Origin of the sequence: Micromonospora sp. NPDC050795 (assembly GCF_044456785.1) — a bacterium.
In the GTDB taxonomy this organism is placed as follows: Bacteria; Actinomycetota; Actinomycetes; order Mycobacteriales; family Micromonosporaceae; genus Micromonospora.
Genome location: NZ_JBITGE010000043.1, coordinates 24665 through 49248 on the forward strand (window position 1 = coordinate 24665; position 24584 = coordinate 49248).

The window sequence follows — 24584 nt, forward strand, 5'->3', positions numbered from 1 at the left end:
CGAAGGGCGGGCACTGTTGACGGCGGTGGCGCCGATCGGTGAGGTGGTCTTCGGGCTGCCCGACGCCAGCCTGCGTCCGTTCGTCGACAGGTACGTGGGCTACCGCGAGCGGGCTGACGTGCCGCTCGTCCGTCGGGAGTCGGCGGGCGCCTTCGTGGTGCTGATACTGGGCTGGGGCGCTCCGCTGGACGTGACCGACCCACGTAGCGCCGAGCGTGGTGTCGCCGCTGTCGACTCGTTCGTGGCCGGCACCTTCGACAGTTGGTGCACCACGCGCACCGTGGGCGTGGGGGAGGGCGTCGAGTTGCTGCTCGCCCCCCTGGCCGCCCGCCGGCTTCTCGGTCTGCCCCTGGGTGAGCTGACCAATCGGGCCGTCGGCGTCGGGCAGCTCCCGGGCCGTTGGCTGGATCGACTGCGCGACCGGCTCGCCGAGGCCACCGGCTGGTCGGAGCGGTTCGACCTCCTCGACCGGGTGCTCGCCGCCCGGCTGGCGGCGTCCCCGCCGGTGGACCCGCGGCTCGACTGGGCGTGGCGGTGGCTCGCCGCCAGCGGTGGGCGGGGGAGCGTCGGTGTGCTCGCCGACGAGTTGGGCTGGAGCCGCCGTCACCTCGCGTCCCGGTTCCGGCAGGAGGTCGGGCTGCCGCCCAAGATGGCCGCCCGACTGCTGCGTTTCCAGCAGGCTCATGCCGCGTCCGCCCAGGTCGGCGGGGCCGGGCGGGGAGTCGACTGGGCCGCCGTGGCGGCGGGCTGCGGCTACTACGACCAGTCCCACCTCATTCGGGACTTCCACGAGTTCGCGGGGGCCACGCCGGCCGCGCTGCTCTCCGGCCGCTGACGGCCGCCGGCCGACCGGAGCCGGTTCGGCGACCCGCCGAGGTCACATTCGTCCAATCCGGAGCCGCGCCACCGGCCGCAGAATCGGGTCATGCGAACCATCTATCCGATCTTCCGTTATCCCGATCCCCGGGCCGCGATCGACTGGCTCGGTGCCGCCTTCGGTTTCCGGACGCATGCCGTGCACGAGGCGCCGGACGGTGCGGTTGCGCACGCCGAGCTGGTTCTCGACACCGGCATGATCATGCTGGGTGGTCGGACGGACGCCCCGCCCCGGCCGGCCGACGACGACTGGTCGGTCTACGTGGCCGTGCCGGACGTCGACGCCCACTGCGCCCAGGCCCGCGCGGCCGGCGCCGAGATCATCCGCGAGCCGTTCGACACCGACTACGGCTCCCGTGACTACGCGGCCCGCGATCTGGCCGGCAACGTCTGGTCCTTCGGCACCTACCGACCCTGAGTCCGGCCACGCCGATCGGGGATGGACGGCACGCCGGGACCAGCATTCGCGACCCGAAACCGCACTGACCTGCGGAAACAATGCGCTTCGGCGAGCCGGTCCGGCCAGCGGTCTCGAACACCCTGGTTGCGGTGCGCGAGCGAGCTATTGCACTGGGTGATCGTCCTGCGTAGTCTCCCTCGGTGGGGAGGCCGGGATGCCGCTGCCAACAAGTCCTGTCATTCGACGAGCACGTCTCGGCGCAGAGCTGCGCCAACTTCGTCGGCGCGAGTCGCTGACCCTGGAGCAGGTCTGCGACCGGCTGGGCTGGGCCTCGACGTCGAAGCTGTCCCGCATCGAGCTGGGTCAAAGTCGACCGGACCTCGCCGACGTGCTCGACCTGCTGGACGTCTACAAGGTGCCCACGCCCGCCCGGGAAGCGCTGATCGTCATCGCCCGGGACGCGGCGACCAGTCGAGGCTGGTGGAAGACCCTGGGCGAGATGAGCGAACGGCAGCGCACCTACGCCGAGTTGGAGGCGGGCGCCGCCGACATCGTCGAGTACCAGCCGTCGGTGGTGCCGGGGCTGCTCCAGACGCCCGCGTACGCCCGGGTGCTGGTCAGCGCCGGTGCCCAGCTCACGCCGGACGTCGATGTGGAGGCCGAGGTGCGCGCACGGGCACTGCGGCAGGAGGTGCTTCGACGGGCCTACCCGCCGCGCTACACGGCGGTGCTCGCCGAGGCCGTCTGCGACCCGGGTGACCTGCCGGTGGCGGTCTGGCGTGAACAACTGCGTCACCTGGTCGCCGTGACCGGCCTGTCCCACGTGACGGTGCGGCTGTTGCCCCGCGGAGCGGCCGGTGGCGGGCTGCATCCGCTCACACCGTATTCCTGCTACGCCTTTCCCGACCCGGCGGACCCGCGCACGGTCATGCTCGAGGCGTTGACCACCGACGTTCGGTTGGCCACCGTGCTCGACGTCGACCGCTACGAGCGGATGACCGCGGCGCTGCTGGCCGCCGCGCTGTCACCGGAGGAGACGGTCACCGTGCTGGCCCGCCGCGTCGGCGAGTGAGTGTTGACCGGTGCCGACGGTGACGCGCCGCGCGGCCACCGGACCCGGCGCCCCCGAGCCCGTCGGGGCCGGCGGCCGGCGCGTGCGCCCGGCACGATAACCGCGGGGTACGACAGCTCGGCTCAGGCCGGCACGTCGAGGAAGTGTTCGACGATGGGCGGTCCCGCGAAGTGCGGCCCGATCAGCGCCCGCCACGCGTCGAACCGTTCGGTGGCCCGGAAGTTGTCCTCGTGCGCCTCGACCGAGTCCCATTCGACGAGCAGCACGAACCGGGTCGGTGACTCGATTCCTCGGGTCATCCGCACGGATCGGCAGCCGGTCGCTCCGGCGAGCACCGGGTGACCCTCGGCGTACGCGGCGGCGAACGCGTCCTCGTGTCCGGGCAGTACGTCGATCAACGCGACCTCAAGCACCATGTCGGACAGCCTCCCACGGCGGTCGGGGCGGTCGGTGTCGCGGGTCCGTGCCGGACCACTGCCTGGACTCCGCCTCGGCTCGACCGAGGGCGTTGACACGGACCCTAGGGTGGCCTCGTGATCATCGATTGGCTCACCGGCACCGCGTTTCGGGTGGCCGGGACGGGCACCACCTGGGCGGAGCTGCTGGGGTTCGGGACCGGTGTGCTCAACGTGTGGTTGGTGGCCCGGCAGAAGATCGCCAACTGGCCGATCGGCATCGCCAACGTGCTGCTGCTCATGGTGCTGTTCTGGACCGCCGGGCTGTATGCCGACGCGGGGCTCCAGGTCGTCTACGTCGCGCTCGGCTGCTACGGCTGGTGGCACTGGCTGTTCGGGGGCGAGCGGCGCACCCGGCTCACTGTCAGCCGGACGGGGCGGCGGGAGTGGCTGGGGCTGGCGGCCGCCGGGCTGCTGCTCACCGGCGCGCTCTGGGTCCTGCTGGACCGGGCCACCGACTCGACAGTGCCGCTGCCGGACGCGTTGACCACGGCGCTGTCAGTGCTGGCGACGTACGGGCAGACCCGGAAGCGGGTGGAGAGTTGGTGGCTCTGGATCGCCGCCGACCTGATCTACATCCCGCTGTACGCGTACAAGGGGCTGCACCTGACGGCCGTGCTCTACCTGGTCTTCCTCGCCCTGTGCGTGCTCGGGTTGCGGGCCTGGCGCGCCGATCTGCGTCGGGCCGACCGGCCGAGCGCGGTCCCGCCCGGCCCGGCCCCGGTCACGGCGTGAACCCCGCGACATCCGGCGGGCCGCCGTCACCACGCGGGCCGGCACGTCGGTCCGCCGCCGAGTTCGGACACGGGATGGTGGTGGGCAAGTTCTATCCGCCGCACGCCGGGCACCACGCGCTGATCCGGGCCGCGGCCGCCCGCTGCGCCGAGGTGACCGTCGTCGTGGCGCCTTCGCGTCGGGAGTCCATTCCCCTTGCGCTGCGCCTCGACTGGCTGCGCGAGGTGCACGCGGACACGCCGTGGGTCCGTGTGGTCGGCCGGTACGACGACCACCCGGTGGACTACGCCGATCCGGCGGTCTGGGACGCGCACTGCGCGGTGTTCCGCGAGGCGGTCGGGTCGGAATCGGTGGACGCGGTCTTCTCCTCCGAGGCGTACGGCGTCGAGTTGGCGCGCCGCTTCCACGCCGTACCCGTGTCGGTTGATCCGGACCGGCGGACCGTGCCGGTGTCCGGGACGGCCGTGCGCGCGGACCCGGCGGGTCACTGGCGGTGGCTGAGCCCGCCGGTGCGGGCGTGGTTCGCCCGGCGGGTGGCGGTGGTCGGGGCCGAGTCGACCGGGACCACGACGATGGCGGCGGCGCTGGCCGGGCACTACGGCACGTCCTGGGTGCCGGAGTACGGCCGGGAGTTGACCGCTCGCAAGCTGGCCCGGCTGCGGGAACGAGCGCCGGAGGCGACCGTCTTCGACGTCACCTGGGACCGGGACGACTTCCGCGCGGTGATGCGCGAGCAGCAGGCGGCCGAGGACGCGGCGGCCCGGACGGGCGGGCCGCTGCTGGTCTGCGACACCGACGCGCGGGCGACGGCGGTGTGGGAGGAGCGCTACCTGGGCAGCGCGTCCGAGGAGGTACGGGCGGCGGCCCGCCGGCCGGCGCTGTATCTGCTGACGGATCACCGGGGGGTGCCGTTCACCGATGACGGGCTGCGCGACGGTGAGCACCTGCGGGCCTGGATGACCGAGCGTTTCCGGGCCGAACTGGCCGGGTGCGGGGTGCCGGTGGTGGAGTTGACCGGGCCGCACGCCGATCGGTTGGCCTCGGCGGTGCGGGCCTGCGACGACCTGCTCGCTGCCGGCTGGTCGCTCGCCGACCCGATCGCCGCACCCGACGTGCACTAGCCTCCTAGGAAGCATTAGCGGGTGTGCGGTGGGACGCGTCGAGGGGTGTCCGGCGCCACCGGGTGCCCGGGGTGTGATCACGGGGCGTGGTGGGCAACAATGGTCATCGAGGAGGGGAGTATTCCCCCGCAACGGAGTCGTCAGCACGGTCGATCGCCGGAACCACGGCGCCCGACCCGGCCCCGTAGGTCGCCGCCCCCAGGGGCGGCGGCGGAAGAGACCTCCGACAGTCACCAGAGTGAGCGACAGCGGCACGCCGGCTCCCGCAGGGGCGTACGGTGTGCCCGACGCCGCGTGTCTGCCGGAGGAATGAACGTTGGACGTGTCCGGATTGGTGTGGGCGGGGACGCTTGTCGCACTGACTGCGGTTCTGCTCGTCGACCTGTTGATCATCGGTCGGCGCCCGCACGAGCCGAGTGTGCGGGAGTCGAGCCTCTGGGTTGGCTTCTACGTCGGCCTCGCCCTGCTCTTCGGTGCCGGTGTCTGGCTGACCTCGGGGGCCAGCGCGGCCGGCCAGTTCTACACCGGCTGGCTCACCGAGTACAGCCTCTCGGTGGACAACCTCTTCGTCTTCGTGATCATCATGGCGCGCTTCGGGGTGCCTCGGCAGTACCAGCAGAAGGTGCTGCTCGTCGGCATCGTGCTGGCGCTGGTGATGCGCGGCGGGTTCATCGCCGCGGGTGCGGCGCTGATCACGCAGTTCTCGTGGGTCTTCTACATCTTCGGTGCGTTCCTGATCTACACCGCGGTGAACCTGGCCCGGCAGGGTGAGCCGGACGAGGACGAGTTCTCCGAGAACGTGCTGATCCGGTGGAGCCGCAAGGCGTTGCCGATCTCGAAGGACTACGACGGTGCGAGGCTGACCACCCAGGTGGCCGGCAAGCGGCTCTTCACCCCGATGCTGATCGTGATGATCGCGATCGGCACCACCGACCTGATCTTCGCGTTGGACTCGATCCCAGCGATCTTCGGCATCACCCAGGAGCCGTACCTGGTCTTCACCGCGAACGTCTTCGCGCTGATGGGCCTCCGGCAGCTCTACTTCCTGCTCGGTGGCCTGCTGGACCGGCTGATCTACCTGAGCTACGGCCTGGCCGTCGTGCTCGGGTTCATCGGGATCAAGCTGGTGCTGGAGGCACTGGCCGACAACAACCTGCCGTTCATCAACGGCGGCGAGCACGTCGGCTGGGCGCCGCACATCCCGATCTGGTTGTCGCTGCTGGTCATCATCGGCACCCTGGGCGTCGCCACCGCCGCGAGCCTGGTGAAGTCCTCCCGGGACCGGCGTCGCGAGTTGACCGACGCCCGACACTGACCGGTCGCCGGCCGGGTGCGGACAGGCACCCGGCCGGTGTCGGAAGTGCTGACCGGCCTGTGCCGGGCCCAGCGCCGCCCGACGCCTGGACTCCGACTCGGGTCGACCGAGACCCGCCCTAGACCCGGTGCGCGCCCACCAGTGTGGCGGTCCGTTCTGCCGGCAGTTCCTCTTCGAGGACCCGCCGCCGCCGGTAGCAGGCGTGCAGCATCCGGCGCTGACCGCCGTCGCCGGGAGCGGCGGTGACGATGCCGATGTGGTGGATCTTGCGGCCCGGTCGGGCGAAGAAGTAGAGATCGCCGGGGCGTTCCGCGCCCAACGACAGTGGGGTGGTGGCCACGGCCTGATCGTCGGCGTCGCGGGGCAGCAGCACCCCGAACCGCCGCCAGGCCAGATGCACCAGCCCCGAGCAGTCGATGCCGTGCGCGGAGAGACCGCCCCAGATGTAGACCACGTCCAGCAGCCGCTGTGCGACCGCGAGCGCCTGCGCGGCGGCCGGCGACGCGACCGCCGACGACACCAGGTGACGGTCGGGCAGCCAGAGCGGGGTGGCCCGACCGGGCACGTGCACCGGCCGCCAGTCGTCGATCGCGGGGCCGGCCGGGACGAGCCGGGTGCCGACGACGACGCCGGGCAGCACCACCGGCCCGTTCGGGGCGGCGTGCAGCCCGGTGACCGTGGCGTCCACCACCAGCGGGTGGTCGATGCCGGTGTGGGTCGGGTCGAGAACGGCCAACTGCTCGGCGGGAAGCCAACCCGGGTAGCCGCGGGGGTCCAGCTTGGCGGCTGGTTGTTCGACGGCGACGACCCGGGCCCAGCCGTCCGGGCGTAGCTCACTGACGAGGACCCGTTCGCCGAGCAGGAGTTGGCTCAGCACGCAGTCGCCGACCTGCTGGTCGGTGTCCATCCCGGAGACCCAGGTCGGAATGTCGGCGCCGGCGGTCAGCGCCGGACGGTCGACGGGGCGGACGGCCTCGGGGGAGGTCCACAGCGTCGCCACGGCGATCCGGACGACGGCCTCTCGGCCCGGTTGCAGCTCCACGTCAACCCCCAGATCGTGTCGGCTGTCCAGGGAAACCCTATGAAAGAAACCGACAGTCATCAACCATGGGCCTGCACTTTTGCTTCAGCGATGCCGGAGATGCCCAGGCCAGGGGCATCCGGCAGCACCACCGTAGCCCCGTCGTAGCGAATGCCGCCCTGCACCGGTGACCAGGCCAGCCACCAGGCGGCGTCCAGGTCGGGGACCGCTGTGGTGCCGTACGCGGCGACCAGGCTCGCGGCCGCCCCGATGCCGACCTGGCTCTCCATCATCGAGCCGACCACAGTGCCGAGGCCGTGCGCGGAGGCCAGGTCGAGGAGGGTGCGGGCCGGGTGCAGTCCACCGCACTTGGCCAGTTTGACGTTGACCAGGTCGGCGGCCCGGCGGCGGATCACCTCCACCAGGTCACGGACCCCGAAGACCGCCTCGTCGGCCAGGATCGGCACTGACACCCGGTCGCTGACCCAGGCCAGGCCGTCCAGGTCCCAGCGGGCCACCGGCTGCTCGACCAACTCCACGTCGAGCCCGGCGTCCTCGATGCCGCGGATCACCCGGACCGCCTCCCGGGGCGTCCAGCCCTGGTTGGCGTCCAGCCGGATCCGGGTGCCGGGGCCGACGGCCGCCCGTACCGCGCGTACCCGGTCCAGGTCGCCGGCCGCGTCGGTGCCGACCTTCAACTTGAGCACGCCGAAGCCGTCGGCCTGGCGCTGCCGTGCCGCGGTAGCCAGGTCCACCGCGTCGCCTGCGGCGAGGGTGACGTCCGTCGGGACCCGCAGCGTGGTGCCCCCGAGCAACCGCACCAGGGGTACGCCCGGTCGCCGCGCGGCGAGGTCGTGCAGGGCGACGTCCACCGCCGCCTTCGCGGCCTCGTTGCCGACCACGGCGCGCTGCACCTCGGCGCACCGGGTCACCAGGTCGTCCGGGTCACGGCCGATCAGCCGTGGGCCGAGCAGTTCACGGACACACGCCTGCGCGCCGGCGACGGACGCGCCGGTGACCTGCCAGACCTGCGGCGCCTCACCGAAGCCGGACCGGCCGTCGCTGTCGACGAGTTCGACGATCAACGTGTCCACTGTGGTGGTGCGACGTAGCGCGGTGACGAACGGGGTGTGTAAGGGGGCGGAAACCCGGTGGGTGCGTACCGCCGAGATCGTCATGTCAGGCACCCTATACGGAGGTTCACCTTCGGAGGGGAGACCGCATGACCGGGCAGGGCTGGGAGCTGGTGGGTGCGCCGAACGCGCGGGACCTGGGCGGGCTCGTCGGCGCGGACGGGCGGAGGGTCCGGGTCGGCCAGTTGATCCGCACTCCGGCGCTGGGTCGGCTGACCGACGAGGACCTGCCGGTGCTGGCGAAGCTGGGGCCGGCGTGCGTGGTGGATCTGCGCGACGCCTCGGAGATCGCGGTCGCGCCGGAGGACCGGTTCGCCGGTGAGCCACGGGTGGTGCGCCTGCCGGTGCACGACGCGGAGCACCCGGTCTTCACGTACGTCTCGGCGGTGCTGCTCGGACACGACCTGAACGCGTACGCCGAGCTGGCCCGGCAGGGCACGGCGGGGGCGATGGAGGCGATCTACCGCTGGTTCGTCACCGGTGAGTCGGCGCGGGTCGGTTTCGCCGAGGCGGTGCGGCTGGCGTCCCGCCCGGAGAATCTGCCGCTGCTCTACCACTGCTCCGCCGGCAAGGACCGCACCGGTTGGCTGACCGTCATCCTGTTGACGGCGCTCGGGGTGGACGAGGCGGCCGTCCGCGCCGACTACCTGCGCAACAACGAGCTGACCGACAGCCTGCGGGCGGTGATCGTCGAGGCGATGCGTCGGCGGAATCCCGAGTTGGACGTCGACGCGGTGGTGCCGGTGCTGGAGGTCCGCGCCGAGTATCTCGACGCCGGTTACGCCGAGGTGCGTCGGGTGCACGGCTCGTTCGACGCGTACCTGCGCGACGGGCTGGGGCTCACCGACTCCGACCTCAGGGCGTTGCGGGCGCAGTTGCTGGAGTGACCGGCGCGTCGGTGGGTGTGCCGGTGCGGGCGGCGCAGCCGGTGACGATCAGTGCCTGGCCGGCGGCGTAGGTCGCCATGACCAGCACCGGCGCGCCAGGTGGTTGGGCCACCTCGGCCACCCCGGCGGCGATCAGCAGGTCGGAGCCGAGGAACAGCGCCGCGCCGACACCGACCCGCCAGCCCTGGGTGGCGGCGGTGCTGGCCATGGCGGCCAGCGCGATAGCGTAACCGGCCACCGGTACGGCCAGCCCGGCATCGGAGAGTCCCGCCCACATCCAGGTCAGCGCGATGACGGTCAGCGCCGCGTACCCCAGTCCGACGACGGCCAGCGGCGTACGGCGCAGCGCGGTCGCGGCGCCGCGTCGGGTGAAGGCCGCGAGGTAGCAGAGGTGCGTGCCGAGGAAGCAGGCCATGCCGGCGAGGAACCAGCCGGTTCCGTCGATCATCAGGGCGATGTCGCCGCCGGTGGCGAAGGCCAGCGCGGCGAGCAGCAGCCGGTCCGGTCGGGCCGCGCGTTCGGTGCTGACCCGCCAGAGGTACGCGGCCAGCAGCGGCATCAGCAGCGGCTTGGTGAGCAGGAAGGCCAGGCCGCCGCCGGTGGCGTTGGCCAGCAGGTTCGCGGCCGTCACGACGAGGAAGGCGATCAGCACGGTGCGACTGCGGGGCATCGGCGGCTCCGGGGTGGGGGTGCGAGCAGCGTAGCCGTAGTCGGCGGTGCTGGCCTCGCCGCTGAGGCGCTCGGGTCAGAGGTGGTGGCGGGCGGCCCAGACCTGCGCCGAGATGTGCGCGAGCAGCAGGCAGGCGTCGTCCTCCACCTGGTCGTCGCCGTCGGCCAGCTCGGCGGTGGTGCAGACGGCGATCAGGTAGGGCGGGGCGTCGTCGGGCAGCACCACGCCGGCGGCGTGGCGGACGCCGCGTACCCAACCGTTCTTGTGCGCGATGCGGGTGCCCGTGGGCAGGCCGGCGGCGAGGTCCTCGCGGTGTTCCTGGGCGAGCAGGACGTCCAGCATTGTGGTGCAGGCCGCCGGTGAGGCGAGTGGGCCGGGGGTGTCGGCCCCGGTGGCCAGTGCGCCGAGCAGGGCGGCCAGGTCGGCGGCGGTGACCGTGTTGGTGATGCCGGCCTCACGGGCGGCGAAGTCCTCGATGCCGCGGCCGGTGACGCTGTTGCGGGCTCCGGCGAGCGCCCAGACCTCGGCGACCGCGGGCAGCCCGACGTGGCCGAGGACGAGGTTGGTGGCGAGGTTGCTGGAGCGCACGATCATGCGGTCGGCCAGCCAGCGCAGCGTCGCGGTGCCGCCGATGCGCTCCCAGACCGCGTCGTCGTTGTCGTAGGGCTGCGCGTTGGCGAAGCGGGGTGCGCCGGGCTGGGCGGAGTCGAAGTCGTTGACGACCGGGACCGGGGCGTCCAGGTCCAGGGTGCCGGCCTCGGCGGCGCGGTGCAGCGCGGCGAGCACCGCCACCTTCATGGTGCTCGCGGCGTAGTGGCCGGCGTCGGCGTGGCGGGTCCAGGTCGGCGGCGCGTCGAGGCGCCCCACGTACGCGGAGACGGTGCCGGGCACCTGGTCCAGGTGGGCATCGAGATCATCCCAGGTCATGCCGGTGACCGTAGCGGATCAGGTGTGGGTGGGCTCGCGTACCCGTCGGGGTCAAAAACGACCGGGCGCGCCGGCCGCAAGCGGTCGACGCGCCCGGTGCCGGGTGCTGGGTGGGTCAGCCGGCGTGCTTGCGGCGGGCGGCGGCGCGGCCCCGCTGCTGCTGGTCGAGCACCACCTTGCGGATGCGCACGGCGGTCGGGGTGACCTCGACGCACTCGTCCTCGCGGCAGAACTCCAGGGCCTGCTCCAGGGAGAGCTTGCGCGGCGGGATCAGCTTCTCCGTCTCGTCGGAAGTCGACGCCCGCATGTTGGTGAGCTTCTTCTCCTTGGTGATGTTGACGTCCATGTCGTCGGAGCGGGAGTTCTCCCCGACGATCATGCCCTCGTACACCTCGGTGGTCGGCTCGACGAAGAGCTGGCCGCGCTCCTGAAGGTTGATCATCGCGAAGGCGGTGACCGCGCCGGACCGGTCGGCGACGAGCGAACCGTTGTTGCGGGTCCGCAGCTCGCCGAACCACGGCTCGTAGGACTCGAAGACGTGGTGCAGGATGCCGGTGCCCCGGGTGTCGGTGAGGAACTCGGTGCGGAAGCCGATCAGGCCGCGCGCGGGCACCAGCCACTCCATCCGGATCCAGCCGGTGCCGTGGTTGACGAGCTGCTCCATCCGGCCCTTGCGGGTGGCGAGGAGCTGGGTGATCGCGCCCAGGTATTCCTCCGGGGCGTCGATGGTCAGCCGCTCGACCGGCTCGCAGGTCTTGCCGTCGATCTCCCGGGTGACCACCTGCGGCTTGCCGACGGTCAGCTCGTAGCTCTCCCGGCGCATCTGCTCGACCAGGATGGCCAGCGCCAGCTCGCCGCGGCCCTGCACCTCCCAGGCGTCCGGCCGCTCGGTGGGCAGGACCCGCAGGGACACGTTGCCGATCAGCTCCTTGTCGAGCCGGTCCTTGACCATGCGGGCGGTGACCTTGGAGCCCTTGACCCGGCCGACCAGCGGCGAGGTGTTGGTGCCGATGGTCATCGAGATGGCCGGCTCGTCGACGGTGATCAGCGGCAGCGCCACCGGGTCGTCGACGTCGGCGAGGGTCTCACCGATCATGATCTCGGGGATGCCGGCGACGGCGATGATGTCGCCGGGGCCGGCGGTCTCGGCCGGCTTACGCTCCAGGCCCTCGGTCATCAGCATCTCGGAGATGCGGACCCGCTGGGTGCTGCCGTCGGTGCGGCACCAGGCGACCGTCTGACCCTTGCTGATGGTGCCCTGGCGGACCCGGCACAGCGCCAGCCGGCCGAGGAACGGCGAGGCGTCCAGGTTGGTGACGTGCGCCTGCAACGGCGCGCCGTCCTCGAAGGCGGGTGCCGGGATGGTGTCCAGCAGGGTGCGGAACAGCGGCTCCAGGGAGGTGCTGTCGTCGGGCACCGAGCCGTCGGCGGGCTGGGTCAGCGAGGCGATGCCGTCGCGGGCGCAGGCGTAGACGATCGGGAAGTCGATCTGCTCCTCGTCGGCGTCCAGGTCGAGGAAGAGCTCGTAGGTGTCGTCCACGACCTCCTTGATCCGGGCGTCCGGACGGTCCACCTTGTTGATCACCAGGATGATCGGCATCCGGGCCCGCAGCGCCTTGCGCAGCACGAAACGGGTCTGCGGCAGGGGGCCCTCACTGGCGTCGACGAGCAGCACCACACCGTCGACCATGGTCAGGCCGCGCTCCACCTCGCCACCGAAGTCGGCGTGGCCGGGGGTGTCGATGATGTTGATGGTGACCGGGTCGGAGCCGTCCGCCGGCAGGTACCGCACGCCGGTGTTCTTGGCCAGGATCGTGATGCCCTTTTCCCGCTCGAGGTCACCGGAGTCCATCACCCGCTCGGTGTTCTCGCCGCGTGCGCCGTACGCGCCGGCCTGCCGCAACATGGCGTCGACCAGGGTGGTCTTGCCGTGGTCGACGTGAGCGATGATGGCGACGTTGCGGAGGTCGGTGCGAAGCTGCATACCCTCTATCCTTCCGCCTGCGCTCGCGCAGGCTGCGTCGGGGTCACCCCCAGGTGCCCCTGATCTATGGTGAAACCGCTGTGCCGGTGGTTCCCCCGGCTGGCATGCTGGCTCCCGTGTCCTGGGGGCCTGAGTGCACGACCTGCTGACCTGGGTGCAGGGTCTGCCCACCCTGTGGATCTACCTGGTCGCCGCGCTGATCGTGGCGGGCGAGACCGCGGTGATCTTCGGCCTGCTCGTGCCGGGTGAGGCTACCCTGCTGCTCGTCGGCTTCCTCACCTACAACGGTACCTTGCGGCTCGGGCCGGCGTTGCTCGCGATGATCGTCGCGGCGGTCCTCGGCGATGGGCTGGCCTTTCGGGCCGGACGGCGGTACGGCTCCCGGCTGCGCGCCGGGCTGGGTCACCGGGTCGGGCCGCAGCGGTGGGCCCGCGCCGACGCCATGCTGGCCCGCCTGGGTGGGCGGGGGGTGTTTGCCGCCCGATGGGTGGCTTTCGCCCGGACCCTGGTGCCCCGGCTGGCCGGTGCGGCCGGTATGCCGTACCGGCGGTTCGCCCTGTGGAACCTGGCCGGGGTGGTGACCTGGGTGGGCGGCTCGGTGCTGCTCGGTCACCTCGCCGGTGAGTCGTACGACACGGTCTCCCGGCTTCTGGGCCGGGCCACCGGGGTGGCGTTCCTGCTGCTGGCCGGCCTGGTGGGTGTGGTGCTCGTGGCTCGGTGGCTGGGCCGCAACCCCGACCCGGCGCGCGCGCTGCTGTCCCGGGCTGGCGCTCTGCCCCCGGTGCGGTGGCTCACCGCCCGCTACGGGGTGTTGTTCTTCCTGGTGGCCATGCGGATCGGCCCGGCCTGGACGCTGCTGCTCAATCTGGCCGCCGGGTTGCTGCTGCTGTTCGCCGCCGGGCTCGCCATCGCCGGTCTGCTCGCGGTGGCGGTCCGCAACAGTGGTCTGGCGGCGCTGGACGGTGCCATCGCGGGGTGGTTCGCGGTTCGGCGTACCCCGGACGCCGCCGACGCCACACTGGTCGTGGTGTCGGTGGTACGCGGGTCGGTGCTGATCCTGTTGGTGGCGCTGGTGGCGGCGGTGCTGGCGTGGCGCAACCGGCCCTGGCGGGCGGATCTGCTCAGCGTGGTCGGCACGGCGGGCGCGTTCGTGCCGCTGGTGGTGCTGGCCGTCGTGGCCGAACTGACCGGCCCGCACGGGACCGCCCCTGGTGGCGGTGAGGTGGCGGCGCTCTCCACCCAGAGCGCCGTGGTCGCGGCGAGTTTCTGCACCCTGGCGTGGCTGGTGTCGCGCAGCGCCCGGTGGCCGGTGGCGGTGGCTGCCTGGACCGCCGCGACGGCGGGGGTGCTCGGGATCGGCGGCGCGCGGCTCTATCTCGGACTGGAAACGGCGAGCGGGACGGCCGCGGCGGTGCTGCTCGGGGTGCTCTGGACCGTGGTGTTCATGGTCGCCTGGGCGACCCGGGACCGGGCGGTGGGCAATGGTCAGCCCCCGGTGGACCAGGCCCCCCGGCGGCCGTCGCAGGGGCAACGCCGCCCGGTCGAACCTTGTTAGGGTGCGGCGACAATCACACGGGGGAGGCAACGGCATGGTTCGACGCACCGAACGGCTGGGCGCCGCAGTGCTCGCCGGGCTTCTGCTGGCGAGCGTGCTCGTCGGCTGCGCCGCCAAGGGGGAGAGCCCATCGGGCGTGGCCGCGCCGGTCGCCATCACCGACGGGCCGACCGATGCCCCGTCCGACGAGGTCGACGGGGAGCCGAGCCCGTCGGTGAGCGCCGTGGAGTCGATGGGTTCCGCGCCGAGTCGGAGCGCCACCCCGAAGCCGAAGACGAGGAAGAAGCCGACCCGGGCGGCGCCGAAGCCGCGCGCGGTGCCGAAGCCGCCCACCGAGACCGAGGTTCCACCGGCGCCGCCGAAGCCCGCGCCGAGTTCCTGCAAGCCGACCTACAAGGGCAGCCAGGCGTCCCGGTCCGAGGTGAAGGCGGCGCTGACCGATGCGGCCAGCCGCACCTACTGGCCGTCGTCGGCACCGGACATCAAGATCCCGCTCAACCTGCTCAAGGCCACCGCGTGGCAGGAGAGCGGCTGGCAGTCCAACATCTACGCCTGCGACGGTGGGGTCGGGCTGTTGCAGGTGATGCCGGACACCGCGACGTGGATGAACCAGCGGTTCGAGAAGAGCTACAAGATCGACGCGTACCAGGACAACGCCTACCTCGGCGCGACCTACCTGGCCTGGGCGACGAAGTACATCGGCGACATGTACTTCGAGTCCGACTTCCGGCTCGACCCGGCACTGTGCACCAGCGAGCTGAATTCCTGCCTGCTCAACGCCGTCATCGCCGCGTACAACTTCGGGCACGGTGCGGTGGCTCAGGAGGGGAAGCCGCTGACGATCCCCAACCCGTCGTACGTGCGTAACGTGCGGGCACTGATGAACGAGTGCGTCTGCCTGTCGTACTGACTCTCGTCGGGGCCGTGGCGGGTTCGCCGCGGCCCCGACGGGCCGGTCAGTCGTGTGCGGCGACCGGCTCGGGCGAGCGCGGGGTGGCCGGGTCGGGCGTGATGCGGCCGGGCCACCAGAAGCGGTCGCCGAGCAGGAACGCCAACGACGGCACCAGGACCGTACGGACCAGCAGGGTGTCGAGCAGCACACCGATGCAGACGATGATCCCGATCTGGGTCAGGGTGATCAGCGGCAGCACACCGAGCACGGCGAAGACCGCGGCCAGCAGCACTCCGGCGCTGGTGATCACACCGCCGGTGACCCGCAGGGCGGAGAGCATCCCGGCGCGGGTGCCGGCGCTGCGGGCGTCCTCCCGGGCCCGGGTGACCAGGAAGATGTTGTAGTCCACCCCGAGCGCCACCAGGAACACGAAGGCGAGCAGCAGCACACCGCTGTCCAGCGCCGGGAAGCCCAGCACGTGGTCGAAGAGCAGCCAGGCCGCGCCGAGGCTGGCGAAGTACGAGGCGATCACGGTGAGCACCAGCAGCAGGGGCGCGAGCAGACCGCGGAGCAGCAGCACGAGCACGGCGCCGACCAGCAGCAGGATGATCGGCAGGATGAGCCGCAGGTCCCGGTCGTTGGCCTCGTCGGAGTCGTACGTGGCGGCCACGGAGCCACCGACGATCGCCCCGGACGGGGCGTCGGCGCCGTCGGCGGCCGGCGGCGCGGAGTCGGGGACGGCGGCGACTGCCGCGCGCAGCGCCTCGATCGCGCGGTCCGAGGCGGTGGTGCCGGGTTCGGCGTCGAGGACCACGTCGACCTGGGCGACGGCCGTGCCGGCGTCGCCGGGTCGCGCCGAGGCGACACCGGGTACCGCGGTGGCGGCGTCGGTGACCGCCCGCACCGCCGCCGGGGTGGTGATCACGGCGACGGGCTGGGTGCTGCCGGCGGGGAAGGCCCTGGCCAGGGTCTGTGCGCCGGTCACCGCCTCCGGCTCGGCCCGGAACTGCTCGGTCTCGGACAGGCCGGTACGGATGCCGAGCCCACCCAGCGCCAGGCCGCCGAGCAGCACCGTGGCCAGCGTCGCGACCACCACCGGGCGGCGTTGGACGGCGGCGCCGAGCCGACCCCAGAGCCGACCCTCGCGTACCGGGCCGCCGACCCGGGGCACGAACGGCCAGAACAGGCCGCGACCGAAGAGCACCAGCACGGCGGGGAGCACGAACAGGGCCGAGAGCATGGCGAAGACCACACCGGTGGCGCAGGCCACGGCCAGCGCCCGGTTGGTTTCCTGCTCACTGAGCAGCAGGGTGAGCACGCCGAGCACGACGGTGCCGCCGCTGGCGAGGATCGGCTCGGCGGTGCGGCGTAACGCGGCGCGCATCGCCGCGAACCGGTCCTCCTCGCGGCGCAGCTCCTCCCGGTAGCGGGCGATGAGCAGCAGCGCGTAGTCGGTGGCGGCGCCGAAGACCAGGACGCTGGCGATGCCGGTGACCTGACCCTGCTGGAGGTTGATGCCGACGCCCGGCACGATGACGTCCACCGCGCGCAGGGTGAGCTGCTCGGTGGCGGCGACCACGACCAGCGGCACGATCCACAGGAACGGGCTGCGGTAGGTGATCAACAGCAGCAGCGCGACCACGGCGGCGGTCACCACGAGCAGGGTGACGTCGGCGCCGTCGAACACCGAGGAGAGGTCGGCGGTGAACGCCGGGGCGCCGGTCACCTCGGCGGTCAGCCCGTCGGGCAGGTCCGCGAGGGTGGCGCGCAGCTGGGTCACCGCGTCGGTGACGACCTCCTGCCCGCCGGCGGTGTCCAACGGCACGGCGACCAGGGCCACCGCGCCGTCCGGGGAGACCTGGGCGGGGCTGACCTGCCCACCCACTGCGAAGCGGCGCAGGCCGTCGGCGCGAGCGCCGACGGTCGCCCGGTCGGTTTCGCTCAGCGCGCCGCCGTCACCGCGACTGATCACCACGATGGCCGGCTGCACGTCGCTGGAGGGCAGCTGATCCTGCAGACGTTGCACCTGGGTCGACTGCCACTGCACGGACAGGCCGGTGGCGGAGACCGGTGCCGGGTTGTCCGGCTGGGGTGTCCCGAAGACGGCCGCGCCCACGACGATCGCGGCGGCCACTGTGAGCCAGGCGGCCAGCCGGCCACGAGCGACTCTGGTGAACACAGACATCAGGTGACCTCAAGGTATTTCGGAAGCCGAGTATCTTGATGGCCGAGATTATCCGGGGCTGCTCTATGCTGCAACCCGGGGGATCAACGACGGGAAGAGCGGCGCGAGGTGGCGACTCACGGCATGTACCGACGGCGCGACACGCGCCGCGAGCAGCTGGCCGCGGAGATCACCAACAACCTCCGGCGGTACGCGGTGGACGCCCAACAGGTCGGCCACGCCTTCGCCAACCTGCACGGCCTCAACCCGACCGACCTGCAGGCGTTGATCGCGGTGATGGACGCCGAGCTGCTCGGTGACCCGATCACCCCCGGCCGTCTCGGCGAGCAGCTGAACCTCTCCTCCGGCTCGGTCACGGCCCTGATCGACCGTCTGGAACGGGCCGGGCACATCCGCCGCGACCGGGACACCGTCGACCGGCGCAAGGTGCTGCTGCACTACGCCGACCAGGGCGCCGCGCTGGCCATGGAGTTCTTCCGGCCGCTGGGCGCCCGTACCGACACGGTGATGGCCCGCTTCAGCGAGGACGAGCTGGAGGTGGTGCACCGGTTCATGGAGGAGATGAGCGAGTCGCTGCGCGGGCACCGCGACGCGGTGCGCGCCACCCGGCCGGAGTCACCCCGCCGCCCGACGGGCTGACCGGTGCCGCACCTCGTCACCCGCCTCGCCAGCGCCGCGCTGCGCCTAACCCCGACCCGCCCCGGCCCGGTGCGGGTCAGCCGTGACCTCGCGGTGCGGGCCCGCGACGGCGTGGTGCTGCGCACCGACCACTACGCCCCGGCCGTCCGTGGTGCGCCGACCGTGCTGATCCGCACCCCCTACGGGCGGGGTGGGCCGCTGCGGCTGCTCGGTCGGCTGCTCGCCGCCCGGGGTCGACACGCGGTGATCCAGTCGTGCCGGGGCACCGGCGGCTCCGGTGGAACATTCGCCCCGCTGGTGCACGAGCGCGACGACGGCGCGGACACGCTCGACTGGCTGCGTCGCCAGCCCTGGTGGTCCGGGCAACTCGGCATGTTCGGGGTCAGCTACCAGGGCTTCGCCCAGTGGGCCCTGGCCGCCGACGCCGACGAGGAGCTGCGCGCCATGGTCGCGGTGGTGACCGCCTCGGCCACCCGCGACTCGACGTACGCGGGAGAGTCCTTCGCCCTGGACACCGTGCTGACCTGGGCGGAGCTGCTGCACGCGCAGACCGTGCCGTGGCTGGCCCGGCAGTGGGAACTCAAGCGCGGGCAACCCCGGCTGGCCGCCGCGCTGGAGCACCTCCCGCTGGCCGAGGCCGACCGGGTGGCCACCGGCGTGACCATCCCGTTCTTCCAGGAGTGGCTACGGCACCACACACCGCAGGCCGCGTACTGGCGGTCCCGGGTCTTCGCCGACCAGGTCGCGAAGGTGCGGGCGCCGGTGGTGATGGTCATCGGTTGGCACGACATCTTCCTGCCCGCCCAGCTCGACGACCACGCCGTGCTGCGCGCCGCCGGCACACCGCCGCGCCTGGTCATCGGCCCATGGACGCACGGCAGCCCCGGACTGTTCGTGGGCGCGCTGTGCGAGGGGTTGGCCTGGCTCGACGAGCATCTGCCGGCCACGACTCGATCGCACAGCCCGGCGGGACCAGCCCGGCCGCCCGTGCGCCTTCACGTCGGCGGCGCCGGTGGCGGCTGGCGGGACCTGCCGGACTGGCCACCCCCGGCGGTCCAGACCGCCTGGCACCTGCAACCCGGTGGGGCGCTGGCGGCACGCCCACCTGTCGTGTCGACACCGGACGCGTTCCGCTACGACCCCGCCGACCCCACCCCGTCGCTCGGCGGTCCACTGCTCGTCGCCCAACGGGCCGGCCCGGTCGACAACCGGCGGGTCGAGGCCCGCCCCGACGTGCTGACCTACACCAGCGCCCCGCTGACCGCGCCGGTCGAGGTGATCGGCCCGGTCCGCGCCGAGATCCACCTGCGCAGCGATCTGCCCTACCTGGACGTTTTCGTTCGTCTGTGCGACGTGGACCGCCGGGGTCGCTCGTGGAACGTGTGCGACGGTCTGGTGCGGGTAACGCCCGAGCGCTTCCCGGCCGACCCTTCCGGGGCGCTGCGGATTCCGGTGCCGCTCTGGCCGACCGCGTACCGCTTCGCCGCCGGGCACCGACTGCGGGTGCAGGTCTCCGGCGGCGCCCATCCACGGTGGGCGCGCAACCCCGGCACCGGCGAACCGCTCGGCACGGCGGTGACGCTACGTGCCGGTTGGCGGCAGGTTCTGCACGACCCGGCGCACCCTCGGCGCTGCTGCTGCCGATCGTCCACTCTGCCCCGCACCAACCTCCAATCTGAACAGACCCCTCCTGAGCTGGGCGTTTACCGGAAATGCGGGCTATGGTGGAGTCAACGCCCGGCGCCGTGCACCAGTAGGCCGGGCTCGCCCGAAGCCCAGCACCGCGTACGCGGTGTGACGTCGTGCCCGGTCCCCACCTCTCGGAAAGGGGGACCCCATGACCCGGGCCCCGGCTAACCTTCTGGCCGTCCGAAGTCTGCTCCTCACTCACCTCGACAACGCTCCCGGGCCCGACGACCTGGATCCGGGCGAGGTCGGCATCGTCGGTGACTCGGCCCACCGGGGCGGCTACCACTGCGGATCGGACCGGGTGGTCCCCAACGACTACTCGGTGGTCGAGTCGCCTCGGGACCGGGCCGGGCTGACCCTCGACGCGGCGGCGCTGGACGTCGGACAGTTCGATGTCCGTTCCGGTGGCCGATCGAACACCCTGCCCAGCTTCTCGGTCTGGTGCGTCGCGCAGTGCGTCGCGAACGCGGCAGACACCCGGGACATCCGGGAGATCATCTACAGCCCCGACGGCAGCACTGTGAAGCGGTGGGATCGCCTCGGCAAGCGCACCACCGGCGACAGCTCACACCGTTGGCACACCCACTTCAGCTTCTTTCGCGACGCCATCAAGGCGGGCCGCGACCAGCAGCCCCTGTTCCGCCGCTACCTCAGTTCCATCGGACTCCTGGAGGACGACGACATGACCCCCGAAGAGCACAACTGGCTGGCCACCGTCCACAAGAACCTCACCGTCCTGGACGGCCGCAACCCGATCGGGCAGATCTACACCCGGATGGCGATGGGTGAGGACGCCACCGTTGCGAACTTCAGGCCGGCCCACCCGACCCTGAAATCGCTCGGTCTGCAGGTCACCGCCCTGCAGGCCGCGCTGACCGAGTTGTCCAACCGGGACTTCACCGACGAGGAGGCGATCATCCAGGGCGTGCTGGCCGGGCTGACCCCGGAGGAGATCGCTGCCGCGATCCCGCCCACGATCGCCAAGCAGGTGGCCGACGAGTTGGCCCGCCGGCTCGTCGCCTGAGCGAGGGGCGGTTCGTAGCCGCCGGGCCGCCCCTCTTGACGCAATCCGCAACGACTGTTGGGCAATAAGTGTTGCGCAATAGTCGTTGCGGATGTCAGGCTGTCGACATGAACAGCCCCGACGTACGCCAGGTCACCGACTCCCGGGTGCTGGCCGCCATGTCCCACCCGCTGCGCCGCCGGATGATGGACGTGTTCAAGGTCCACGGGCCCTCCACCGTCGGGCTGCTCGCCGAGCGCACCGACCAGGCCCCCGCGAACGTCAGCCACCACCTCAAGGTCCTCGCCGCCGCCGACCTGGTCGCCGAGGCGCCCGAGTTGGCCCGGGACCGGCGCGAGCGGTGGTGGCGCCTGGTGACCAGGGGGTTGCGCTGGTCCAACGCCGACTTCGACGCCGACCCGGCCTCCCGCGCGGTCGCCGACGCCGCCACCTCGCTCAACCTGGACCGGCACGTCGCCCTGGCCCGGGCCTGGCACGCCGCCGACGAGAGCACCCAGGCCACCTGGAACGACGCGCCCTTCTCCACGGACCACTGGCTGAACCTCACGCCGCAGGAGTTGGCCGAGCTGAGCCACGAGATGATCGAGGTCCTCGGCCGCTGGGCCGACCGGGAGCTACCCGACGACGACGCCGACCGCAGGCCGGTCTTCGTCTTCGTCCACGGCGTACCGGCCCGACCGTGACCATCGCCACCCGCTCTGACGACGCCGACGTCCGGCCGACCGGAGGGCTGCTGCGGCACCGCGACTTCCGGCTGCTCTGGGCCGGCCAGGCGGTCAGCAGCGTCGGCAGCAACGTCACCACTGTCGCGCTTCCGCTGGTCGCGGTCGCCGTCCTCGACGCCGGCACCTTCCAGGTGGCGGTGCTCACCGCGGCGGCCTGGCTGCCCTGGTTGCTGATCGGCCTGCCGGCCGGCGCGTGGGTCGACCGGCTGCCCCGCCGACCGGTGATGGTGATCTGCGACCTGCTCTGCGCGGTGGCCTTCCTCAGCGTGCCGCTGGCCGCCGTGCTGGACCGACTCACCGTCGCGCAACTACTGGTGGTGGCCCTCAGCGCGGGCGCCGCGCGGGTCTTCTTCGAAACCGCCGACCAGGTCTACCTGCCGGTGCTGCTGCGACCCGGGCAACTGCCGGAGGGCAACGCCAAGCTCCAGGCGACCCAGACCGTGAGCTACGTCGTCGGACGCGGCCTCGCCGGCCTGATCGCCCAGCTCGTCGGCGCCGTCGCCGCGCTGCTGCTGGACGCGTTCACATTCCTGCTCTCCGCGATGTTCCTGTTGCGCATCCGCACCCGCGAACCACGCGTACGACCCTCGCAGCGGTCCCGATCGCTGCGCCGGGACATCACCGAGGGGCTGCGCTTCGTCATCAGGGACCCGTACCTGCGGGTGCTCACGCTCTTCGGCGCGGCCAGCAATATCGGGCTGACCGGCTACCAGGCCGTCCTGGTGGTCTTCCTGGTCCGTGAACTACGTCTCGAACCGGGCCTGGTGGGTGGGCTCGTCGGTGTGATGAGCGCCGGCGGGATCATCGGCGCGCTGCTCGCCACCACGGTGGCCCGGCGCTGCGGCACCGCACGGGCGCTGCTGATCGCGGCGGCGCTCACCGGCCCGCCCGCGCTGCTCATCCCGCTCGCCGCGCCCGGCGTCGGGCTGGCCTGGCCAGCCCTCGGCGGCCTGCTGATCGGTCTCGGGGTGGCCATTGGCAACGTGGTCAAGGGCGCCTTCCGGCAGACCTACACGCCACACCACCTGCTGGGCCGGGTGACGGTGAGCATGCATCTGCTCAACTACGGCACGATCCCGCTGGCGGCCGTGCTGGCCGGTGCCATCGGCGCACGTTACGGCGTCGAGACGGCAATTGTCGTGATGACCGCCTGGCTGGCGTTCACCCCGTTGATTCTGTTGGTCGGACCAATCCGGAGGCGGCGGGACCTGCCCGCCGCCCCGGCGGCGTCTTGAGTGCGCTGCGACGGCGGCCGGAGACCGGCCGCCGTCACCGGCACGGAGCTACATCGGGCGGACGTTGTCCGCCTGCGGACCCTTCTGCCCCTGGGTCACCTCGAACTCGACCTTCTGGCCCTCGTTGAGCTCCCGGTAGCCGCTCGAAGCGATGGCGGAGTAGTGGACGAACACGTCCGGCCCTCCACCGTCCTGCTCGATGAAGCCGAAGCCCTTTTCCGAGTTGAACCACTTAACCGTGCCGGTTGCCATGCATCTCTCCCTGTTCAAAGCGGCTGACCCTCGGCCTCTGGCCGATGATCGCCCGTACCTGTCCGACAGTAACGGGCAAAACCCCGATCCGCTGGCCGAAGTGCCGTAGGTATTTGACTGAACTCGGGTGAACTCTGCGCGGCGGCATGTGAAACCCGCCCCGACCAACCGCCGCTGCGGCATGCTTGCGCCGATGAGTGATGCCGCAGCCGACGCGATGACCGAGCTGGAACGCGAGATCCACGCGCCCGGTGCTGGTCTGGACCGGCTCCGGTTGATGCCCACCCCGTTCGTCCCCGAGGTGCGGCTGCACCTGGCCGAGGACGCGATCGTCTGGTGGGCCCGGATGGAGGCCGCCGCCGGACGGGCGCTGCCCGCGCCGTACTGGGCGTCCGCCTGGGCCGGGGGACAGGCCCTGGCCCGCCACCTCCTGGACCACCCGGAACTGGCCGCCGGTCGCCGGGTGCTCGACCTCGCCGCCGGGTCCGGTCTGGTGGCCATCGCCGCCGCGCTCGCCGGCGCCGCGGAGGTGATCGCCAACGACATCGACCCGTACGCCGTCGCCGCCGTCACCCTCAACGCGCGGGCCAACCACGTCGCCGTCGACGCCACCGGGGACGACCTGCTCGACAGCACCGAGGCGAAGGTCGACCTGGTCCTCGCCGGAGACGTCTTCTACGACCGCGCGATGGCCGACCGGATGCTGCCCTTCCTGCAGCGGGCCGCCGCCGCAGGTGCCGACGTGCTGGTCGGCGACCCCGGCCGCGGACACCTGCCGACGGACCGCCTCACCGTGCTGGCCGACTACCCGGTACCCACCACCGAACCGTCGGTCGACTCGTCGCTACGCCACGTGCAGGTGCTGCGCCCCGCCTGAGGCGCACCCCCGACTCAGGGGCGACCCCGAGGCGGATACCAGGGGTCACTGGGGGCTACGACCGGATGTCCGAAGTGGCGCCACGGCCATAGCGTCGACGCATGACGCAATGGCTGGCCCAGATCGGAGAACTACCGGTTCTGCTGCTGATGGGCGCGCTCGGGCTCGTCATGCTCTTCGACGCCGTACCCCTGCTGGGTGTCCTGGTCCCCGGCGACGTCGCGATCCTCGCCGCCGTCGGCGTCGGCCGCCCGAGCACCGGGCTGGCCACCTTCACCGCGGTGCTGATCGGTTGCCTGGCCGGCTGGTCACTGAGCTTCCTGGTCGGCCGTCGCTACTCCGACCGACTGCGCGACAGCCGCATCGGTGGCTGGATCGGCGAGGCCCGCTGGACAGCGGCCGAAGGAATCCTGCGTCGCGGCGGCGGCCGGATGATGGTGGTCGCGCCGTTCCTGCCGGTCTTCAACGCGCTCCTGCCACTGGCCGCCGGCGGGCTGCGGATGTCGTACCGCCGATTTCTCGGCTGCGCGACGATCGGCGCGGCCGCCTGGGCCGGTCTCTACCTCGCCCTGGGCACCGCGTCACGGTCGGTGGCCGCGCTGCTGCCGGGCGACCCCAGCCCGCTGCTGGTCACGATGGGGGTCGGGCTGGTGCTGGCTTCCGTCGCGTTGCTGGGGGCGCGGCGGCGGTTGTTCGCCGTCGTCGGCTGAAGCTGTTCTTCGCTCTGGGGGGTGGGGCGCTTGGAGTCGGGCGCGGTGGGGGGTCTGCCGTGCCCGGCTCTGGGGCCGGGTTGCGGTGGGTGGGGCGGGGGGGGGCGCCCCCCCCGGGGGGGGGGGGGGGGGGGGGGGGGGGCGGGGGGGCGGGGGGGGGGGGGGGGGGGGGGGGGGGGCGGGAGGTGGTGGGGGAGCGGGCGCA

At 72.3% G+C, this 24584-nt stretch carries 23 protein-coding genes and 1 pseudogene; 16 read left to right on the top strand and 8 right to left on the bottom strand.

The features are described 5' to 3' along the window. Window positions 1–25: 25 nt before the first annotated feature. The 3 genes from ACIBEF_RS28390 (at window position 26) to ACIBEF_RS28400 (ending at window position 2348) form a co-directional block, all read left to right on the top strand. Entirely contained in the window at window positions 26–835 is an 810-nt protein-coding gene (locus tag ACIBEF_RS28390) for a helix-turn-helix domain-containing protein (RefSeq protein ID WP_396796298.1), read from the top strand. Window positions 836–925: 90 nt separating this feature from the next. Then, window positions 926–1294 (top strand): VOC family protein, encoded by a 369-nt coding sequence (locus tag ACIBEF_RS28395; RefSeq protein ID WP_396796299.1) that lies wholly within the window; start codon window positions 926–928, stop codon window positions 1292–1294. A gap of 196 nt (window positions 1295–1490) precedes the next feature. Beyond that, entirely contained in the window at window positions 1491–2348 is an 858-nt protein-coding gene (locus tag ACIBEF_RS28400) for a helix-turn-helix domain-containing protein (RefSeq protein WP_396796300.1), read from the top strand. Between the two features lie 122 nt (window positions 2349–2470). On the opposite strand, the gene ACIBEF_RS28405 is transcribed toward ACIBEF_RS28400, so the two are convergent. Beyond that, window positions 2471–2764, bottom strand: a complete 294-nt coding sequence (locus tag ACIBEF_RS28405) for an antibiotic biosynthesis monooxygenase family protein (RefSeq protein WP_396796302.1) — start codon at window positions 2762–2764, stop codon at window positions 2471–2473. Window positions 2765–2881: 117 nt separating this feature from the next. Here ACIBEF_RS28405 and pnuC point away from each other — a divergent pair, with 117 nt between their 5' ends. The 3 genes from pnuC to ACIBEF_RS28420 all read left to right on the top strand — a co-directional run bounded on the left by pnuC (window position 2882) and on the right by ACIBEF_RS28420 (window position 5974). Then, the gene (gene pnuC / locus ACIBEF_RS28410) at window positions 2882–3538 is read left to right on the top strand and encodes a nicotinamide riboside transporter PnuC (RefSeq protein WP_396796303.1); all 657 of its coding nucleotides are present in this window, start codon (window positions 2882–2884) and stop codon (window positions 3536–3538) included. Then, entirely contained in the window at window positions 3535–4659 is a 1125-nt protein-coding gene (locus ACIBEF_RS28415; protein ID WP_396796305.1) for an AAA family ATPase, read from the top strand. The genes pnuC and ACIBEF_RS28415 overlap by 4 nt, the downstream gene beginning before the upstream one ends. A 316-nt stretch (window positions 4660–4975) precedes the next feature. Further along, window positions 4976–5974 carry a TerC family protein gene (locus ACIBEF_RS28420; RefSeq protein ID WP_396796306.1) on the top strand — a complete coding sequence of 333 codons (999 nt, stop codon included), beginning with the start codon at window positions 4976–4978 and terminating at the stop codon, window positions 5972–5974. Between the two features lie 118 nt (window positions 5975–6092). Here the strand turns inward: ACIBEF_RS28420 and ACIBEF_RS28425 are convergent, their stop codons facing one another. Both ACIBEF_RS28425 and ACIBEF_RS28430 read right to left on the bottom strand, forming a co-directional pair. After that, a complete protein-coding gene (locus ACIBEF_RS28425) occupies window positions 6093–7016 on the bottom strand; it encodes an NlpC/P60 family protein (protein ID WP_396796308.1) in 924 nt (307 codons plus the stop codon). A 59-nt stretch (window positions 7017–7075) separates the two neighbouring features. Next, complete coding sequence (locus ACIBEF_RS28430; protein ID WP_396796309.1) at window positions 7076–8173, bottom strand: mandelate racemase/muconate lactonizing enzyme family protein; 1098 nt, start codon at window positions 8171–8173, stop codon at window positions 7076–7078. A gap of 44 nt (window positions 8174–8217) precedes the next feature. Here ACIBEF_RS28430 and ACIBEF_RS28435 point away from each other — a divergent pair, with 44 nt between their 5' ends. After that, entirely contained in the window at window positions 8218–9015 is a 798-nt protein-coding gene (locus ACIBEF_RS28435; protein WP_357200524.1) for a tyrosine-protein phosphatase, read from the top strand. On the opposite strand, the gene ACIBEF_RS28440 is transcribed toward ACIBEF_RS28435, so the two are convergent. The 3 genes from ACIBEF_RS28440 to typA form a co-directional block, all read right to left on the bottom strand. Then, the gene (locus tag ACIBEF_RS28440; protein WP_396796310.1) at window positions 8984–9685 is read right to left on the bottom strand and encodes a lysoplasmalogenase; all 702 of its coding nucleotides are present in this window, start codon (window positions 9683–9685) and stop codon (window positions 8984–8986) included. The genes ACIBEF_RS28435 and ACIBEF_RS28440 overlap by 32 nt on opposite strands. Before the next feature lie 75 nt (window positions 9686–9760). Continuing rightward, the gene (locus tag ACIBEF_RS28445; RefSeq protein WP_396796311.1) at window positions 9761–10612 is read right to left on the bottom strand and encodes a serine hydrolase; all 852 of its coding nucleotides are present in this window, start codon (window positions 10610–10612) and stop codon (window positions 9761–9763) included. 115 nt (window positions 10613–10727) lie between these two features. Next, on the bottom strand, window positions 10728–12596 hold the full coding sequence (typA, locus tag ACIBEF_RS28450) for a translational GTPase TypA (protein ID WP_396796312.1): 1869 nt from the start codon (window positions 12594–12596) through the stop codon (window positions 10728–10730). Window positions 12597–12729: 133 nt separating this feature from the next. On the opposite strand from typA, the gene ACIBEF_RS28455 reads away from it, so the two are divergent. Together ACIBEF_RS28455 and ACIBEF_RS28460 are read left to right on the top strand one after the other, a co-directional pair. Beyond that, complete coding sequence (locus tag ACIBEF_RS28455; protein ID WP_396796314.1) at window positions 12730–14151, top strand: DedA family protein; 1422 nt, start codon at window positions 12730–12732, stop codon at window positions 14149–14151. Window positions 14152–14185: 34 nt separating this feature from the next. Then, window positions 14186–15061, top strand: a complete 876-nt coding sequence (locus ACIBEF_RS28460) for a transglycosylase SLT domain-containing protein (protein WP_396796315.1) — start codon at window positions 14186–14188, stop codon at window positions 15059–15061. A gap of 46 nt (window positions 15062–15107) precedes the next feature. Here ACIBEF_RS28460 and ACIBEF_RS28465 read toward each other — a convergent pair whose 3' ends face one another. Continuing rightward, the gene (locus ACIBEF_RS28465; RefSeq protein ID WP_396796316.1) at window positions 15108–17228 is read right to left on the bottom strand and encodes an MMPL family transporter; all 2121 of its coding nucleotides are present in this window, start codon (window positions 17226–17228) and stop codon (window positions 15108–15110) included. Between the two features lie 123 nt (window positions 17229–17351). Between ACIBEF_RS28465 and ACIBEF_RS28470 the strand changes: the two genes are divergently transcribed. From ACIBEF_RS28470 to ACIBEF_RS28490, 5 genes and pseudogenes are all read left to right on the top strand, one after another. Next, on the top strand, window positions 17352–17867 hold the full coding sequence (locus tag ACIBEF_RS28470; RefSeq protein ID WP_393222824.1) for a MarR family winged helix-turn-helix transcriptional regulator: 516 nt from the start codon (window positions 17352–17354) through the stop codon (window positions 17865–17867). A gap of 3 nt (window positions 17868–17870) precedes the next feature. Beyond that, a pseudogene (locus ACIBEF_RS28475) lies at window positions 17871–19546 on the top strand (CocE/NonD family hydrolase). 158 nt (window positions 19547–19704) lie between these two features. Beyond that, the gene (locus tag ACIBEF_RS28480; RefSeq protein ID WP_396796318.1) at window positions 19705–20580 is read left to right on the top strand and encodes a hypothetical protein; all 876 of its coding nucleotides are present in this window, start codon (window positions 19705–19707) and stop codon (window positions 20578–20580) included. A 107-nt stretch (window positions 20581–20687) separates the two neighbouring features. Then, complete coding sequence (locus ACIBEF_RS28485) at window positions 20688–21263, top strand: ArsR/SmtB family transcription factor (protein ID WP_396796319.1); 576 nt, start codon at window positions 20688–20690, stop codon at window positions 21261–21263. Continuing rightward, window positions 21260–22540 (top strand): MFS transporter, encoded by a 1281-nt coding sequence (locus tag ACIBEF_RS28490; RefSeq protein ID WP_396796321.1) that lies wholly within the window; start codon window positions 21260–21262, stop codon window positions 22538–22540. The genes ACIBEF_RS28485 and ACIBEF_RS28490 overlap by 4 nt, the downstream gene beginning before the upstream one ends. A 48-nt stretch (window positions 22541–22588) precedes the next feature. Here the strand turns inward: ACIBEF_RS28490 and ACIBEF_RS28495 are convergent, their stop codons facing one another. Then, a complete protein-coding gene (locus ACIBEF_RS28495; protein ID WP_007462771.1) occupies window positions 22589–22792 on the bottom strand; it encodes a cold-shock protein in 204 nt (67 codons plus the stop codon). A 193-nt stretch (window positions 22793–22985) separates the two neighbouring features. On the opposite strand from ACIBEF_RS28495, the gene ACIBEF_RS28500 reads away from it, so the two are divergent. Continuing rightward, window positions 22986–23669, top strand: a complete 684-nt coding sequence (locus ACIBEF_RS28500; protein ID WP_396796323.1) for a class I SAM-dependent methyltransferase — start codon at window positions 22986–22988, stop codon at window positions 23667–23669. Window positions 23670–23770: 101 nt separating this feature from the next. Beyond that, window positions 23771–24379, top strand: coding sequence for a VTT domain-containing protein (locus tag ACIBEF_RS28505; protein WP_357230442.1), 609 nt, complete (start codon window positions 23771–23773; stop codon window positions 24377–24379). The last annotated feature ends 205 nt before the right edge of the window (window positions 24380–24584 follow it).

Excerpts from the sequence above, each read along its gene's own strand:
- ACIBEF_RS28395 (WP_396796299.1), top strand. The coding sequence starts at position 926 with ATGCGAACCATCTATCCGATCTTCCGTTATCCCGATCCCCGGGCCGCG.
- ACIBEF_RS28400 (WP_396796300.1), top strand. The coding sequence starts at position 1,491 with ATGCCGCTGCCAACAAGTCCTGTCATTCGACGAGCACGTCTCGGCGCA.
- ACIBEF_RS28405 (WP_396796302.1), bottom strand. The coding sequence starts at position 2,764 with ATGGTGCTTGAGGTCGCGTTGATCGACGTACTGCCCGGACACGAGGAC.
- ACIBEF_RS28430 (WP_396796309.1), bottom strand. The coding sequence starts at position 8,173 with ATGACGATCTCGGCGGTACGCACCCACCGGGTTTCCGCCCCCTTACAC.
- ACIBEF_RS28435 (WP_357200524.1), top strand. The coding sequence starts at position 8,218 with ATGACCGGGCAGGGCTGGGAGCTGGTGGGTGCGCCGAACGCGCGGGAC.
- ACIBEF_RS28440 (WP_396796310.1), bottom strand. The coding sequence starts at position 9,685 with ATGCCCCGCAGTCGCACCGTGCTGATCGCCTTCCTCGTCGTGACGGCC.
- ACIBEF_RS28445 (WP_396796311.1), bottom strand. The coding sequence starts at position 10,612 with ATGACCTGGGATGATCTCGATGCCCACCTGGACCAGGTGCCCGGCACC.
- typA (WP_396796312.1), bottom strand. The coding sequence starts at position 12,596 with ATGCAGCTTCGCACCGACCTCCGCAACGTCGCCATCATCGCTCACGTC.
- ACIBEF_RS28460 (WP_396796315.1), top strand. The coding sequence starts at position 14,186 with ATGGTTCGACGCACCGAACGGCTGGGCGCCGCAGTGCTCGCCGGGCTT.
- ACIBEF_RS28465 (WP_396796316.1), bottom strand. The coding sequence starts at position 17,228 with ATGTCTGTGTTCACCAGAGTCGCTCGTGGCCGGCTGGCCGCCTGGCTC.
- ACIBEF_RS28470 (WP_393222824.1), top strand. The coding sequence starts at position 17,352 with ATGTACCGACGGCGCGACACGCGCCGCGAGCAGCTGGCCGCGGAGATC.
- ACIBEF_RS28480 (WP_396796318.1), top strand. The coding sequence starts at position 19,705 with ATGACCCGGGCCCCGGCTAACCTTCTGGCCGTCCGAAGTCTGCTCCTC.
- ACIBEF_RS28485 (WP_396796319.1), top strand. The coding sequence starts at position 20,688 with ATGAACAGCCCCGACGTACGCCAGGTCACCGACTCCCGGGTGCTGGCC.
- ACIBEF_RS28495 (WP_007462771.1), bottom strand. The coding sequence starts at position 22,792 with ATGGCAACCGGCACGGTTAAGTGGTTCAACTCGGAAAAGGGCTTCGGC.
- ACIBEF_RS28500 (WP_396796323.1), top strand. The coding sequence starts at position 22,986 with ATGAGTGATGCCGCAGCCGACGCGATGACCGAGCTGGAACGCGAGATC.
- ACIBEF_RS28505 (WP_357230442.1), top strand. The coding sequence starts at position 23,771 with ATGACGCAATGGCTGGCCCAGATCGGAGAACTACCGGTTCTGCTGCTG.